Genomic DNA, 14578 nt, shown 5'->3' on the forward strand with positions numbered 1-14578 from the left:
GAACCGTCGGGCGGCCGCGCCGCTTGCCCGCATGGTCGCCGGTTCGGCGAAGCGGGGATCGGCGATGAGCGCAGGTGAAGCCGGCCGGGATCGGACGGGCAGCGGTGCCCGCGTGCTGGTGGCCGGCGCGACCGGCGGTCTCGGAACCCGCATCGTCCGGGCGCTCGCGGCGCGGGACGCCAGAGTACGGGTGCTGGTACGGCCCGGCACTCCGCCGACCCGGACGGAGGCGCTGCGGCGGCTGGGGGCCGAGGTGGTGGCGGTACATCTCCACCACGCCGCGACGGTCACGCAGGCCTGCGCCGAGGTCTCCTGCGTGGTCTCGAGCCTCAACGGCCTCGCCGACACGATGCTCGACGCCCAGACCGTGCTCCTCGACGCCGCGGCCGCAGCCGGCGTGCCGCGCTTCATCCCCTCCGACTTCGCCCTCGATTTCACGAAGACGGCGCCCGGGCGGAACCGCAACCTCGACCTGCGACGCGACTTCCACGACCGCCTCGGCCGGTCGCCGGTCCGCGCCACCTCGATCCTCAACGGCGCCTTCATGGACATGCTCACCGGCGCCATGCCGATGATCCAGTTCGGCCTCCGGCGTGTCCTGAGCTTCGGCGACCCCGACCAGCCCCTCGACTTCACCGCCATGGACGACGTTGCCGCCTACACGGCGCACGCCGCCCTCGACCCCGACGCGCCGCGAATCCTGCGCATCGCCGGCGAGGTCGCCTCGGCCCGTGACCTGGCACGAGCGGCGGGCGAGGCGACCGGCCGGCCCTTCACGGTGCTGCGCCTCGGCGGCCCGGGCCTGCTCACTCCGATGATCGCGCTCGCCCGCACCCTCGCGCCGGGGGGAAACCAGGTTTTCCCCGCCTGGCAGGGCATGCAGTACCTGCGCGACATGTTCGAGGGCCGCGGCAAGCTCGACCCCCTCGACAACGACCGCTATCCGGACCTGACCTGGACCGGATCGCGGGAGATGCTGGGGCGCCGATGAGACCGCGTCGCGCGCGGCACGGGTTCGACGAGGCGGTCGCGACCGCCGAGGGCGACTCTACAGTCCGAGCGCCTTGCGGAGCGACGTATGGGTCAATTCGGTGATCTCGCCGCGTTGGTCCACGTACGTCCCCGCATCGTCGAAGACGGGTTCCGATCCGTCCCAGTACACGAGATAGGCGTCGGCATCTCCGGTGACCGTCTTGACCCGACGGGTGAGCCCACCCCACACGCCGCGCAGTTCGTGCGGGGCGACGCCGACCGCCGCGGCGACGTCCTTCACCTGGAAGTAGCGGGTGCCGCTGCGGGCGATCGCCTCGATGGCCGCCCTGGTCCTCTCACCGCAACCGGCGATGTACCGACGTGCCTGTCGCGGGGTGAGATCGGCGAAGCCGTCGTCGTCGGACGTGTCATTCCGCGGGGAGGCGTCGCTCACGCCGGAGGTCTTGCCGACGTCGGTATCGCCACCGGGGCCTTCCTGATGGCCCACGACGAATGCGACGATCAGTTCTCGAACGTCGCTCGGCATCCGCATCAATGTCGAAGACGAGATGAAAACGCCGTCGGCCCCCGCGCTCATCGAACCACTCCATCGCTTGTCAAACGCCATCAACCAGCGTCTTCGACAAAGATGAATGGTGTCACACGGTCTTTCAATGCCACGATATGGAAAACAAAATTCCATATCTTCGAAGAACGGGTCGAGCGACTGTGGCAATGGCGCGGGAGCGATGCAAGGATCATGATGCCGCTGCGCGTCGCGTTCCTTTCACCAGGCCCCCGTCAGCTCCCGTTGCCGCTCGGGAAGGTCTGCGTGAACACCCGCCCCTCGGTATCCTTCGCCGCCACCGTCACCGGCCCGGCATGGCCCGCGAACGAGAAGCGGAAGGTCGGATCCTCGCTGATCGAGATGCCGCCGGTCATCGAGAACAGCGGGGTCTCGCCCTGGCGCACGCTCAACGATTCGACGAACCAGGCCGGCGTGTAGAGCCGGGTCACCTGGTCCATCTGGAGCCCGGAATAGTTCGGGTGGCGGACCTGGACCTGGGCCTCGCCGCGATCCGCGAAGGCGCGGAAGCGGATCTCGCCGAGATGGGCCTTGGCCTCGGCCGGATCCTTGACCGCCGGCGCCGAGCAGCCGCCCGCCGCCTTGACGTAGACCTTAGTCATGTAGAGCCCGCCATCCTCGGTCTCGGCGATGGCGCGGACATACGAGTAGGAATTCACCCGGATGCGGGTGGAGAGGGCGAAGCGGCTCTGCCCGTCGGCGAACCGGAAGGTGCCGACCACCGGCGAGGGGTTCTCGTCCACCACCAGGGTCAGGCTCTTCACCCGGCGGGCGTCGCCCTCGGGCAGCGCGATCCTCAGGCTCACCGGCACGATGGCGGCGTCCTCGGCGCGCTTGGGCGCCTCGAGGCTCAGCAGACCGGCCCCGTCGCGGATCGGGCGCTCGCCGAGGACGGTCGGGCGCAGCTCGGTCCAGGTCGTCTCGGGCCGCTCGTCCTCGGCGGCCGCCGGGCCGGCCAGCACCGCGACGAGGGCGAGACCCGCCCACACCCCACCCGACAACACTCTCATGGCGCACTCCCGGGGTCACGCCCTCTCTCGGGGCTTCGACCAATGTAGAGGACGGCGGCGTCCGGCACCAGGGTAAGTCCCTGACGCGGCGCGGTTTCGACCCGCGCCCTGCCGCACCGCGAGGCCGCCGGCGCCGTTGCGCGACGGCGCCCCTCGGCCTATCCCGGGGCTGTTCGCCCCGAGGATCGCCGCCCCGTGACCGCGCCTTCCCCCTCCGTCCTCGCCGCCCTGCTGCCGGATCTCGGCCGCCGCACCCTGGTGATGGGCATCCTCAACGTCACCCCGGATTCGTTCTCCGACGGCGGCCGCTTCCAGGACCTCGACGCCGCGCAGGCCCAGGCCGCCCGCCTGGTCGAGGACGGCGCGGCGCTCCTCGACATCGGCGGCGAATCGACGAGGCCCGGCCATACGCCGGTGCCGGCCGAGGAGGAGCAGGCCCGGGTGCTGCCGGCGATCCGCCTGCTCGGCCCCGCCCTCCCCGTCCCGATCTCGATCGACACCTACAAGGCCTCGACGGCCGAGGCGGCGCTGACGGCCGGGGCCCGCATCGTCAACGACGTCTGGGGCCTCCAGCGCGAGCCGGAGATCGCGCACGTCGCGGCCCATCACGGCGCCCCGGTGGTGGTGATGCACAACCGCGAGACCATCGACCCGGGCCTCGACATCGTGGACGAGATGCGGTCCTTCTTCGAGCGCTCGCTGACCATCGCCCGCCGGGCCGGCATCCCCGACGGCGACATCGTGCTCGATCCCGGCATCGGCTTCGGCAAGAGCTGGGAGCAGCACCTCGAGGCGCTGCGGCGCCTGCCGGAATTGCGGGCGCTCGGCTTCCCCCTCCTCGTCGGCGTGTCGCGCAAGTCGGTGCTCGGGCGCATCCATAACGCCGCCACGGCGCCGGCCGACCGGCTCTACGGCTCGATCGCCGCCCATGTCGCGGCGGCCGTCCTCGGCGCCGACATCGTGCGAGCCCACGACGTGCGCCCCCATGTCGAGGCCTGCCAGGTGGTCGACGCGATCATCCGGCCCGCCGCCCGCACCGGAGCCTGACCCGTTGGACCGCATCCTGATCCACCGCCTCGCGGTCTTCGCCCGGCACGGCGTGCTGCCGGAGGAGGAGGTGCTCGGCCAGCGCTTCTACCTCTCGCTGGAGGCCCGCCTCGACCTGCGGGAGGCCGGCGCGAGCGACGACATCGCCGCCACGGTGAGCTACGCCGACCTCGCGGGCCTCGCCCACCGCATCGCCACCGAGCGCCGCTTCCGGCTGATCGAGGCCCTGGCCGAGACCATCGCCACGGAGGCCCTCGCCGCCTTCCCGGCGCTCGCCGGCCTCACCGTGCGGATCGACAAGCCGGGCGCCCCGGTGCCGCTGGTGCTCGACGGCGTCGCGGTCGAGATCACGAGGACCCGCCGGTGACCGAGGCCTATCTGGGACTGGGCAGCAATCTCGGCGACAAGGCCGCGATGCTCGACGCGGCGGTGGCGGCGCTCGCCGCGACGCCGGGGATCGCCGTGACGGCGCGCTCGCGCCACTATCGCACCCCGCCCTGGGGCGATACCGACCAGGACTGGTTCCTCAACGCCGCGATCGGAATCGAGACGACGCTTCCGCCCCACGCCCTGCTGGAGGCCTGCCTGTCCGCCGAGACCCGCCTCGGCCGGGTGCGCGAGCGCCGCTGGGGCCCGCGGGTGATCGACATCGACGTCCTGCACTATGCCGGCGCCACGGTCTCGGACGAGCGCCTGGTGCTGCCCCACCGCTTCCTGCGCGAGCGCGCCTTCGTGCTGGTGCCGCTGGCCGAGATCGCCCCGGACCTGGTGGTCGGGGGCGAGACGGTGGCGGAGGCGCTGGCGCGGCTCGATCGGCGCGGGATCGAGCCGGTGGACGGCCCCGCGCCCGCAGAGCCTCCTACACCGACCGCGTGATCCCGCCATCCACCCGCAGGTTCTGCCCGGTGATGTAGGCCGCCCCCTCGGAGGCCAGGAAGGCGACGACCGCGGCGATCTCGTCCTCGCGCCCGTAGCGGCCCAGCGGGATGCGCTCGCGGATGCCCGGCTTCTCCGGCAGGCTGTCGATGAAGCCCGGCAGGATGTTGTTCATCCGGATGTTGTCGGGGGCGTAGCGGTCCGAGAACAGCTTGGTGAAGGCGGCCAGCCCCGAGCGGAACACGCCCGAGGTCGGGAAGGCCTGCTCGGGCTCGAAGGCCGCGAAGGTCGAGATGTTGATGATCGCGCCGCCGCCTTGGCCCTGCATGATCGGCGTGACGAGGCGGGTCGGCCGCACGACGTTGAGGAAGTAGACCTCCATGCCGCGGGTCCAGTCCTCGTCGGTGAGGTCGAGGAGCGGGCCCTTCGGGCCGTGGCCGGCACTGTTGACGAGCACGTCGACCCGCCCCCACCGCTCCATGGTGCGCGCGACGAGGCGGGCGAGATCCTCGCTCGACCGGTTCGAGCCCGTGACCCCGAGTCCGCCGAGGGACTCGGCCAGGGCCTCGCCCTTGCCCGACGAGGACAGGATCGCGATCCGGAACCCCTCCCCCGCCAGCTTGCGGGCGGCGGCGGCTCCCATGCCGCTGCCGCCGGCGGTGACGATGGCGACGCGCTCGCTGCTCATGATCTGGTCTCCCGGTGACTCGCGCGGCCTGGATGCCACGGGCGGAGCCCCGGAGTCACGGGGCCGCCGGGCTCGCCCGCTCGAGGGGCAGGCCGGCCTCGGCCCAGCCGTCGGTGCCGTCCGGGTACCAGTGGACGCGGCGGTAGCCCAGGGAGACGGCGCGCTTCGCGGCGTTCCACGACATCCAGCAGTGCCGCTGGCAGAACAGCACCACGGGCTTGTCCGGATCGTCCCCGGTCGCCGCCACGAGGCCGTGCCGGAAATACGCCTCGGTCTCCGGCGCCAGCGCGCCGAAGCCGGTATTGGGCAGCCACCGGGCGTGCGGGATGCTGTCGTGGGGGGCGTCGCGCCAGATCGTGCCGGGCGGCAGGGCGGTCGGCCGGGGCGGGCGCGGCAGCACGTCGACGAAGGCGGCGCCCGCCCGCCACAGCCGCTCGGCCTCGGCGGTGGTCACCGTCTCGGCGCCGCGTAGGGTCGCGGGGGTCGGGCTGCGGAAGTCCTCCTGGCGGTAGCCGTCGGGCTCGGGCGGGGCGGCCCGGGCCGCGGTCGCGGCGAGGACCAGGATCGCCGCCGCGACGGCCCGCCTCACGGCTTGGTATCCGCCGCCGGCTTGGTGTCCGCCGCCGGCTTGGGATCCGCCGGCAGCAGCCGGTTCTCCTCCTCGTCGAGGAGCGGCACGGCGTAGTCGCGCAGCACCGCCTCGATCTCGGCCCGCCGCTTGCGGAGCGCGGTGTTGAGGATCCGCTTCCACTCGTTCTCGCCGTGCCGCACCCCCATGGCGATGCGGTAGGCGAGCGGCGGCCGGTCGGGCTCGCGCAGCAGCGGCACCACGTCGAGGCCGCCGGCCTGCTTGGCGAGCCAGCCGGCGGCGGGCCCCCATAGCACGGCGGCGTCGAGCTTGCCCGAGGCCACGTCGGCGACGATCTCGGCCGAGACGGTCTGGTGCGGGCGCGCCGGGTCGAACTGGTAGGGCGGGTAGGGCTTCATCGTCGGCACGAGCCCGACGGCACCCATCCGGTCGACCGGCGGGGTGCCGACGATGACGCCGATCGCCTTGCCCTTCAGGCGCGGATCGTCGAGCCCGGCCAGGCCGTCGAAGCTGCCGCGGCGCGACACCACGACGTAGGTCGAGCGGTAATAGGGGTTGGTGCTCTGCACCAGCTCGTTGCCGAAGGCCGAGCCGATGATGACGTCGCACAGGCCGGTGCCGAGGGTGTTGCGCACGAAACCCGGCCCCTGGGTGAGCCAGTAATAGCGCAGCTTGACCTTCAGCTCGTCGGCGACGATCGCCGCGATGCGGTTCTCGAACCCGTCTCCCTTGCGCTCCGAGAACGGCATGTTGCCGGGATCGGCGCAGACCCGCAGGGTGTCGGTGGTGACGAGGTCCGGCAGGTTCTGCGCCCGCGCCGGGCCCGCGAGGGCCAGCGCGAGGCCGGCCGTCGCGACGATCGTCGGGAGAGATGCCCGCGCCATCAGCCGCCCAGGCACTCCTTCTCCTGCTTGCGCGCCGCCTCCGGCTTGTCTTCCTTCTCGCTCGGCCGCACCCGGCCCATCGCGCCGGCGGCCCGCGCCTTCAGGTAGACGTACAGGTCGTCCATGTAGCAGGTGACGTTCTTGTTGTCGCCGAAGGCCGGCATGACCTTCTGGGTCGAGGCGTTCACGTCCTGCTTGCCGCCGACGACGATGCCGACGAATTCCTCGTAGGAGAGGGTCTTCAGCGAGTCCTTCAGCGCCGGGGCGTAGGTCGAGCCCATGCCGTCCGGGCCGTGGCAGACGTGGCACTCGGCGTGATAGCGGCGGTAGCCCGAATAGGCGTACCAGTCGACCTTCTTGCCGTTGTCGGTGACGTGGAAGGTCGGGGAACCGGCGGCGTCGAAATACTTGCCGTCCTCCACCTTCACGGCGGCATCCTTGGCGAGCAGCTTCTCGTCGGGCTCGGCGCTCTTGTCGTTGGGGTTGAGCTGGTTGGCGAGCGCCGGATCGGGTTTCTTGGCATCCTCAGCATGTACGGCAACCAGGGCGACGGTTGCTAGGGCGAGGCCGGCCGCGAACGGCCGCAGAACAGCTTTGCTGAGGTCACGCAACGGACGTTTCTCCCTGACAACTTTGGGCGACTGCCGCAGACGCCGCGGTGCCGCCGTCGTCATCGCCATCTAATCATGGAAGGGCCGGCGCGGAAACCCGCGCCGGCCCGGACTTAGGTCTGAGATGCTTCCCTCTCAGCCTGCTTCCTCACCGGAGCCTCGCGGCCGGTCAGTTCGGCAGGGTGAAGACGGTGAGCTGGCCGCCGAGGTTGGTGTAGCTCGACAGGGCGGCGTAGCCGCCGACCGCGCCGAGGCCGGCATTCGGGTCGGTGAGACCGGCCGCGAGGCCGATGCCGGCCCAGCCGCCGACGCCCGAGAGGACGGCGACCTGCTGCTTGCCCTTGTGCTGGTAGGTCATCACGTTGCCGATGATGCCCGACGGGGTCTTGAACTTGTAGAGCTCCTTGCCGGTCTTGGAATCGACCGCCTTCAGGTAACCCTCGAGCGTGCCGTAGAACACCACGTCGCCGGCGGTGGCGAGAGCGCCCGACCACACCGAGAACTGCTCGGGCACGGACCACTTGATCTTGCCGGCCACGTTGTCCCAGGCGATGAAGTTGCCCATGCCGCCGTGGCTGTTGGGCGCCGGGTACATCGACAGGGTCGCACCGACATAGGGCTGGCCCGGGGTGTAGCTCACCCGGAACGGCTCGTAGTCCATGCAGACGTGGTTGGTCGGCACGTAGAACAGGTTGGTCTTGGGCGAGTAGGCCGCCGGCTGCTGGTCCTTGGAGCCGAGCGCCGCCGGGCAGATGCCCTTCGAGTTGGTGTCCTCGCCGTTCTGGTCGGTCGAGTACTTGGCGACGACGAGCGGGCGGCCGTAATCCTTGGACGACTTGTCCATGTCGACCTTGGTGGCCCAGTTCACCGCCGGATCGTACTTCTCGGCGACGAGCAGCTCGCCGGTGGCGCGATCGAGGGTGTAGCCGAAGCCGTTGCGGTCGAAGTGGGTCAGGAGCGGACGCTCCTTGTCGCCCACCTTCTGATCCGTGAGGATCATCTCGTTGATGCCGTCATAGTCCCACTCGTCGTGGGGGGTCATCTGGTAGACCCACTTCGCCATGCCGGTATCGGCGTCACGGGCGAAGATCGTCATCGACCACTTGTTGTCGCCCGGGCGCTGCTTCGGGTTCCAGGTCGAGGGGTTGCCGGTGCCGTAATAGACCAGGTTCAGCTTCGGATCGTAGGAGTACCAGCCCCAGGTCGAGGCGCCGCCGGTCTTCCACTGGTCGCCTTCCCAGGTCTTGATCGACGAATCCTTGCCGACCGGCTTGCCGAGCTGGGTGGTCTTCTCGGGGTCGATCTTCATCTCGGCGTCGGGGCCGACGTTGTAGGCGCGCCAGGCCTGCTTGCCGGTCTTGAGATCGTAGGCCGTGATATGGCCGCGGATGCCGTACTCGGCGCCCGAGATGCCGACGATGAGCTTGTCCTTCACCGGCATCACGGTGGCGGTGTTGGTCTCGCCGACCTTCGGGTCGCCGTTCTGGACCGACCAGTTCACCTTGCCGGTCTTGGCGTCGAGCGACACGATGGTGGTGTCGGCCTGGTGCAGGAAGATCGCGCCGTCGGCATAGGCCAGACCACGGTTCACCGTGTCGCAGCACATCACCGGGATGACGTTCGGATCCTGCTTCGGCTCGTACTTCCAGAGGATCTTGCCCTCGTTGTTCAGGTCGAGCGCGTAGACGATGTTCGGGAACGGCGTGTGGACGAACATCACGTCGCCGACGACCAGCGGCGAACCCTCGTGACCGCGCAGCACGCCGGTCGAGAAGGTCCAGGCCACCTGCAGCTTGTTGACGTTGCCGGTGTTGATCTGGTCGAGCTTCGAGTAACGTGTGTTGGCGTAGTCGACCGTCTGCAGGACCTGCTCGGCCGGGTTCGCCGTGCGCTTCAGCACGTCCTCGTTGGCGAGGGCCGGGGTGACGCCGAGAATGCCCGCGCCCAGCGCAAGAAGATGGACCGCTCTCATGGATTCCTCCGACAGGTGCATTCCGCCGTGCGCCCGCAAAGGACGCAACGAGCCGTTTCCTGTTGTTAGCGTTTGGGGACGTCTTTGACCTCGGCAGCGTGTCACAACCGGCGGCCAGCGGCGCTGCTGGCGAGGGGGCCCGGGCGGGCCTTGCCGTGTCTGCGAACCGAACACCGCCTTCCCCTGGCGGCACCGTTGAAACCGAAGCTTGAAGGAACTCTAAGAGAAATTCGGACGCCGTCAACACACCAGCCTGCCGCAGGGCGGGCGCGGCGCGGCCCGAAATCGATAACTAAGGTCTATATCCGGTAGCATGCTGCATAGCAGTATGGAAATTGTGCCCTGCAACATCAGGTGCTCTTGGTTAACGTCGTTCGCCTGCGAACGGGAGAGCTTGACGCGAGGCCGGCTAACCGTTGGGCGCCTATTCCCATTCCAGCTCGTGATAGGCGGTGGTGGCGTTGCGGGCGTTGAAGTCGTCGAACAGCGCCCAGTCCCCCGCCTCGTCGTGCACCGCGCGGCCCGCTTCCTCAATCGGCGCGCCGTCCCGCACCATGGCCCGGACCTGCGCCTGGAGCGTCGTGAGGTAACGGTCGATCGCGGCGGCCGCCGCCGGCCAGGCGACCGCGGCCGGGCCGTGGCCGGGGACGACCCGGGCGGCCGGCCGCGCGGCCAGGGCGCGCAGGACCGCGATCCAGCCCGACAGGCGCCCGTCGAGGGCGGGCACGTGGCCGACGAAGAGCAGGTCGCCGAGGAACCAGGTGTCGGTCTCCCCGTCGCGGACGGTCAGGTCGCTGTTGGTGTGGGCGGTCGGCCAGGCCTCGAGGTGCAGCGCCCGCCCGCCGAGGTCGAGGTCGAGGCGGGTCGAGACCAGCAGGGTCGGCGGCACGATGCGGGTGCCGGCGAAGTCCGGCCCGACGAGGTCGGCATTGGCCCGCAGGTAGTCCCCGGCCCGCGCCGCCAGGGCCTCCGGCAGGGCCCGGTGCCCGACGAAGGTAGTGCCCTCGCCCGCGAAGGCGGCGTTGCCGAGCACGTGGTCGGGATGGACGTGGGTGTTGATCACGTAGCGCACCGGCAGCGCCGTGCGCTGCCTCAAGGCGGCGAGGAGACGGCGCCCCGCCGCGAGGCTGCCGCCGGTATCGATCACCGCGACGGCGTCGCGGCCGATCACGAAGCCGACATTGGCGATCGCGCCGGCATTGCCGCGCCCGGCGAGCGCGTAGGGCGCGGCGTAGACGAAGACGCCCGGCGCGACCTCCTGCATCGGCAGGGGCGCCGCGTCGCTCACGCCGGCCGGCCCCGGCGCGTCGGCGGCCCGGGCCGGCGCGTCCGGACGCGCCGGGACCGGCGACGCCAGGGACAGGGCGAGGGCGAGGGCGACCGCGCGCCTCATGCGCCGCCCGTCTCCGCACCGCCCGTCTCCGCGTCGCCGGGCTGGGGTGGGGCGAGCGGCGTGAACAGGGTGCGGTCGGGCTTGATGTCGAGGAGCGGCGTGCCGTCGAGGCAGTCGAGGCCGCGCACGTGCAGGATCCCGTCCTCGACCCGGATCAGCCGGACGATGCTGGTGCCGATCGGGTTCGGCCGCACCGGCGAGCGCAGCGAGAAGGTGCCCCGCGTGGTGCCGTCGTCGGCGGGGCTCTGGCGCACGAGGTCGCGCCGCGAGCGGTCGAGCCAGTAGAGCACCTCGAGGCGCTCGTAGAGCGCGACGCCGTCGAGGGCCGCGCGCCAGGGCGGGAAGACCTCGATTCGGCAGGCCGGCCCGTCGGCCCGGCCCTGGCGCGGGCAGGCGAGGCGGTCGGTCCAGGGGGTGCGGATGCGGCCGATGAAGACGAGCCCGGCATCCGGCGCCGCGGGCAGGGCGACCGCGACCTCGCCGGCGCGGATCTCGTTGAGGCGCACCATCCGGACGGGTCCCTCCCCTCGCGAGCAGGCCGGGCCTGAACGGAGGTGTTCAGACTGCGTCGGCCCGACCTGCCGCCGGACCGACCCGCGGGGGCAGTCGTGGGCCCGGCCGTCGGACCCTATTGCACCGGTCGCCGGCCTGGCAATCGGCAGCACGGTCGACCCACCCGCCCGGCTCAGTACGCGGCGAAGATCTCCGCGAGGGCGACGGGGTCGCGGGTCACCGTGAGGGCGAGGGCCAGCAAGATGCGGGCCTTCTGCGGCGTCAGGTTGTCGGCGCTGAGGATCCCGAGCTCGGCGAGGCGGCGCGTCGCCGGCACCACGCCGCTGCCGGCCCGGGTCGACTGCACCACCGCGACGCCGGCGGCGGCCGCCGCGCCGAGCGCCTCGGCCTCCGCCGGAGGGGTCATGCCGGGGGCGAGCCCGGCCGAGACGATGCCCTGCGCGCCCGCCTGCACGAAGGCCCGCACCGCCGTGCCGTCGGCATCGGCGTAGGCATAGGAGACGTCGACCCGCGGCAGGGCGTCGAGGCTGCGGATGTCGAACGGCGTGCCGGGGGCGTGGCGCCGCTCGGGCCTGCGGTAGTAGCGCACATGCGGCCCGTCGACCTGGCCGAGCACGCCGAAATCCTGGGTCCGGAAGGTCTGGAGCCGGGCGACCGAGGTCTTCGTCACCTCGCGGGCGGCCTGGATCTCGTCGTTGAGCACCACCAGCACCCCGCGCCCGCGGGAGTCCGGCGCCGCGGCGGTGCGCAGGGCCGCGACGAGGTTGAGGCCGGCATCGCTCGACAGCGCGCTGATCGGGCGCTGCGAGCCCACGAGCACCACCGGCAGGTCGACGGTGAGGGTGAGGCTGAGCGCGTAGGCGGTCTCCTCCAGGGTCGCGGTGCCGTGCCCGATCACGATGCCGGCGAGGTCGGCATGCTCCCGCGCCAGCCGCTCGCAGAGCAGGACCAGGGCGCGCCAGTCGGAGAAGCCGACCCCCGGGCTCGTCACCGCCCGGTAGCGCACCGGCACGACCTCGGCGACCGCGCGGGTCTCCGGCACCCGGGCCAGAATCTCCTCGGCCTCGAGGCGCTCGCCGGTGGCGGTGTAATCGAGGATGTCGAGGCTGTCGCGGCCCACCGACGACAGGGTGCCGCCGGTGCCGATGAAGGCGACCTTGGGAAGTGCGGTCATGCGGAAGAACTACCTCGTGCGCGCGCCTGCGGCGGGAAGCGGCCGCCCCGGGACGGGATCCGTCCCGGCGGGCCGCGCGCCGGGGCCGCAACCCGGCAGATCGAACAGGGCGGCGAGGCCGCAGGCCGAGCCGAACATCCCCCGGCCGCTATGGCCGACGCCCGGCACCACGTGGAGGGGCTGGCGCAGGTCGGGGTGACGCGCCAGCAGGGCCTCGCGGTAGAGCTCGCCGCGGGCGAGGCGGAACGGTCCCTGCGCCTCGGCCATGCAGCTCCGGTCGAGGGCGGGGTGATCCGGGTCGGTGTCGCGGCCGCCCAGCAGGTAGGTCACCGGCCGGGCGACGTAGGCCGCCTCAAGGGCCGCCGGCGCGGCGCCGCCGGCGTAGCGCGGCAGGTCCTGCATGCCGTATTTCCAGCGGTCGTAGCCGGGGCAGCCCGCGACCGGGCCGGGCCGCTCGGGCGTGAAGTAGGCGTAGCTGCTCGGGTTGGCGACGACGGTGCTCACCCGCACGCCCCGCTGCGCCAGGGCGTCGCCCGCCCGGGAGAGGATCGCGTAGCGCTGCGCCACCTGCCCGCCGCCGGAATGCCCGGCGACGACGATGCGCGACAGGTTCGGGAAGAGGTCCCGGTCGCCGAGCCGGGCCAGGATCGCGTCGAGCGCGTCGAAGGAGCTCAGCGGGCGCGGCCCCAGCGCGTCGTCCCCGCCCTGCCAGCCCTCCAGCGACCAGCGCAGCACGTCCTCCGGCAGGGCATGGGCGGCCCAGTCGACCTCCGCCAGGAATTGCGGCGCCACGACGACCGTGCCCTCCCCCGCGGTGCCGGCGGCCGCGCGGGCGGCCAGGCCGGTGTCGAAGTAGGTGTCGGCGTCGCGCAGGCGGCCGTGGAGCACGATCACCGCCCGGGTCACCTCAGGATGGCGCCGGTCGAGATCGGCCGAGGCGAAGAGCAGCAGCCGGGCGCCCGGCGCCACCGCGAGGCTCCTGTCGCCGAGAACCGGCACCGGCCGGCGATGCGGGCCGGCCTCGCCGGCGGCCTCGGCCCGGCCGGCGACGAGCGCGAGAAGGAGCGGCAGGAGGAAGCGGAGGGAAGACGCCATCGGGCCTCGGCGAGCGCGGACCGCCCGCGGGGCCGGTCGGCGGTGAGTGGTGCCGGCGGAGGGGATCGAACCCCCGACCTTCGGTTTACAAAACCGCTGCACTACCGCTGTGCTACACCGGCGAGAGCCCCAAACCATTGCGACGCTACTCTGGGACGTCTGGAACGGGCGGGTCTTTAGACCCACTGGGCGTCCGGCCGTCAAGGCGCAAAATCCGGCGCCCGCCGTCAGGCGTCCCGCGACTGCAGGAACGCGACCGGGCCCGGATCTGTGCCGTCGAACACCGCGGCGGTCAGGAGGCCGGTCCGCAGCGGGGCGGTGTCGAGGTTGGTGCGGTAGGGGCGGCGCTCGGGCAGGCCGGCGTAGCACGGCGTATGCCCGTGGACGACGTGCTTGCCGAAATCGAAGTCGGCGGACAGGAACGGCTCGCGGATCCACAGGCGCGCCCGCACGCTCGGATCGATGCCGCGGCGGCCCGGCCGGAAGCCGGCATGGACGTAGTAGCGCAGCGCGTCCTCGTGGACGGTCTGCAGCCCGGCGATCCAGGCCAGCACCGCGGCCGGCAGGTCGACGGCCCGCGCCACGCCGTAGGAGGCGAGGGTCCGGTCGCCGCCGGTCTCCCTCCAGGCCGCGGCCCGCCGGGGGTCGTGCACGGCGCGCAGCAGGGCCGATTCCCGGTTGCCCATCAGGCACACCACCGCATCGGGGTCCCGCTCGTGCAGGTCGCGGACGATCGCGACGGCGCGGGCGCTCTCGGGGCCCTTGTCGATGTAGTCGCCGAGGAAGACCAGCCGCCGATGGCGGCCCGCACCGTGCGCCGCGATCCGTGCGAGCAGGCTCTCGAGGGCCGACGCGCAGCCGTGGACGTCGCCGATGGCGTAGGTCAGCTCGTCCATGGCCGGAGCCTGTGCGGGGCGGGTATCAGGAACTTGGCTCAACGACCGTGACCCTGGGTGCCTGCCCCAAGGAACGCGATCCGCGGAACATGGCAGGAGGACTCTAGTCTCAGCCGAAGGCGGCGCCGTTGTCGATGGCTTCGCACCGGTCCGGGACGTCGGGCACAGAAATCGGGACGTCGTGCCTATCGGTCCGCCCATCCTCCGCCGGCGGCGCCCGGCTCGGCGGCCGGAACGCCATGCGCTGCGTGACCTCCCGTCTTCGCTGCGCT

16 protein-coding genes and 1 tRNA gene are annotated in these 14578 nt (G+C 71.9%); 4 read left to right on the forward strand and 13 right to left on the reverse strand.

The window, feature by feature from the left end; genetic code table 11:
• Positions 1-64 precede the first annotated feature (64 nt).
• Positions 65-991 (forward strand): NmrA family NAD(P)-binding protein, encoded by a 927-nt coding sequence (locus A5481_RS03025; protein WP_048436497.1) that lies wholly within the window; start codon positions 65-67, stop codon positions 989-991.
• 57 nt (positions 992-1048) lie between these two features.
• On the opposite strand, the gene A5481_RS03030 is transcribed toward A5481_RS03025, so the two are convergent.
• Together A5481_RS03030 and A5481_RS03035 are read right to left on the reverse strand one after the other, a co-directional pair.
• Entirely contained in the window at positions 1049-1600 is a 552-nt protein-coding gene (locus A5481_RS03030; RefSeq protein ID WP_156312066.1) for a hypothetical protein, read from the reverse strand.
• A gap of 173 nt (positions 1601-1773) precedes the next feature.
• The gene (locus A5481_RS03035; RefSeq protein WP_048436481.1) at positions 1774-2568 is read right to left on the reverse strand and encodes a quinoprotein dehydrogenase-associated SoxYZ-like carrier; all 795 of its coding nucleotides are present in this window, start codon (positions 2566-2568) and stop codon (positions 1774-1776) included.
• A gap of 261 nt (positions 2569-2829) precedes the next feature.
• Here A5481_RS03035 and folP point away from each other — a divergent pair, with 261 nt between their 5' ends.
• From folP to folK, 3 genes are read left to right on the forward strand one after another with little or no spacing between them, the layout of a single operon-like run.
• On the forward strand, positions 2830-3615 hold the full coding sequence (gene folP, locus A5481_RS03040; protein ID WP_197514132.1) for a dihydropteroate synthase: 786 nt from the start codon (positions 2830-2832) through the stop codon (positions 3613-3615).
• Positions 3616-3619: 4 nt separating this feature from the next.
• Entirely contained in the window at positions 3620-3982 is a 363-nt protein-coding gene (gene folB / locus A5481_RS03045) for a dihydroneopterin aldolase (RefSeq protein ID WP_048436479.1), read from the forward strand.
• Entirely contained in the window at positions 3979-4491 is a 513-nt protein-coding gene (gene folK, locus A5481_RS03050; protein WP_048436478.1) for a 2-amino-4-hydroxy-6-hydroxymethyldihydropteridine diphosphokinase, read from the forward strand. The genes folB and folK overlap by 4 nt, the downstream gene beginning before the upstream one ends.
• On the opposite strand, the gene A5481_RS03055 is transcribed toward folK, so the two are convergent.
• The 11 genes from A5481_RS03055 to A5481_RS03105 form a co-directional block, all read right to left on the reverse strand.
• A complete protein-coding gene (locus tag A5481_RS03055; protein WP_048436477.1) occupies positions 4475-5179 on the reverse strand; it encodes an SDR family oxidoreductase in 705 nt (234 codons plus the stop codon). The two genes, folK and A5481_RS03055, sit on opposite strands and share 17 nt — an antisense overlap.
• A gap of 55 nt (positions 5180-5234) precedes the next feature.
• Positions 5235-5768, reverse strand: a complete 534-nt coding sequence (locus A5481_RS03060) for a PQQ-dependent catabolism-associated CXXCW motif protein (RefSeq protein ID WP_048436476.1) — start codon at positions 5766-5768, stop codon at positions 5235-5237.
• On the reverse strand, positions 5765-6652 hold the full coding sequence (xoxJ, locus tag A5481_RS03065) for a rare earth element methanol dehydrogenase accessory protein XoxJ (RefSeq protein ID WP_048436475.1): 888 nt from the start codon (positions 6650-6652) through the stop codon (positions 5765-5767). The genes A5481_RS03060 and xoxJ overlap by 4 nt, the downstream gene beginning before the upstream one ends.
• Positions 6652-7263 carry a c-type cytochrome, methanol metabolism-related gene (locus A5481_RS03070; protein WP_048436474.1) on the reverse strand — a complete coding sequence of 204 codons (612 nt, stop codon included), beginning with the start codon at positions 7261-7263 and terminating at the stop codon, positions 6652-6654. Before A5481_RS03070 ends, xoxJ begins: the two co-directional genes overlap by 1 nt.
• A 169-nt stretch (positions 7264-7432) precedes the next feature.
• A complete protein-coding gene (xoxF5, locus tag A5481_RS03075) occupies positions 7433-9235 on the reverse strand; it encodes a lanthanide-dependent methanol dehydrogenase XoxF5 (RefSeq protein WP_048436496.1) in 1803 nt (600 codons plus the stop codon).
• A gap of 424 nt (positions 9236-9659) precedes the next feature.
• Entirely contained in the window at positions 9660-10628 is a 969-nt protein-coding gene (locus tag A5481_RS03080) for a quinoprotein relay system zinc metallohydrolase 2 (protein WP_048436473.1), read from the reverse strand.
• Positions 10625-11137 carry a tRNA (N6-threonylcarbamoyladenosine(37)-N6)-methyltransferase TrmO gene (gene tsaA / locus A5481_RS03085; protein ID WP_048436472.1) on the reverse strand — a complete coding sequence of 171 codons (513 nt, stop codon included), beginning with the start codon at positions 11135-11137 and terminating at the stop codon, positions 10625-10627. The genes A5481_RS03080 and tsaA overlap by 4 nt, the downstream gene beginning before the upstream one ends.
• Positions 11138-11313: 176 nt before the next feature.
• Positions 11314-12315, reverse strand: a complete 1002-nt coding sequence (locus A5481_RS03090; protein WP_048436471.1) for an asparaginase — start codon at positions 12313-12315, stop codon at positions 11314-11316.
• 9 nt (positions 12316-12324) lie between these two features.
• Entirely contained in the window at positions 12325-13410 is a 1086-nt protein-coding gene (locus A5481_RS03095) for a hypothetical protein (RefSeq protein ID WP_064503770.1), read from the reverse strand.
• A 47-nt stretch (positions 13411-13457) separates the two neighbouring features.
• Positions 13458-13532: transfer RNA gene (locus A5481_RS03100), tRNA-Thr, on the reverse strand.
• Positions 13533-13637: 105 nt separating this feature from the next.
• Positions 13638-14306: a metallophosphoesterase family protein gene (locus A5481_RS03105; RefSeq protein ID WP_048436470.1), complete on the reverse strand. Its 669-nt coding sequence runs from the start codon at positions 14304-14306 to the stop codon at positions 13638-13640.
• Between the last annotated feature and the right edge of the window lie 272 nt (positions 14307-14578).

This window comes from Methylobacterium platani (assembly GCF_001653715.1).
Taxonomy (GTDB): domain Bacteria; phylum Pseudomonadota; class Alphaproteobacteria; order Rhizobiales; family Beijerinckiaceae; genus Methylobacterium; species Methylobacterium platani.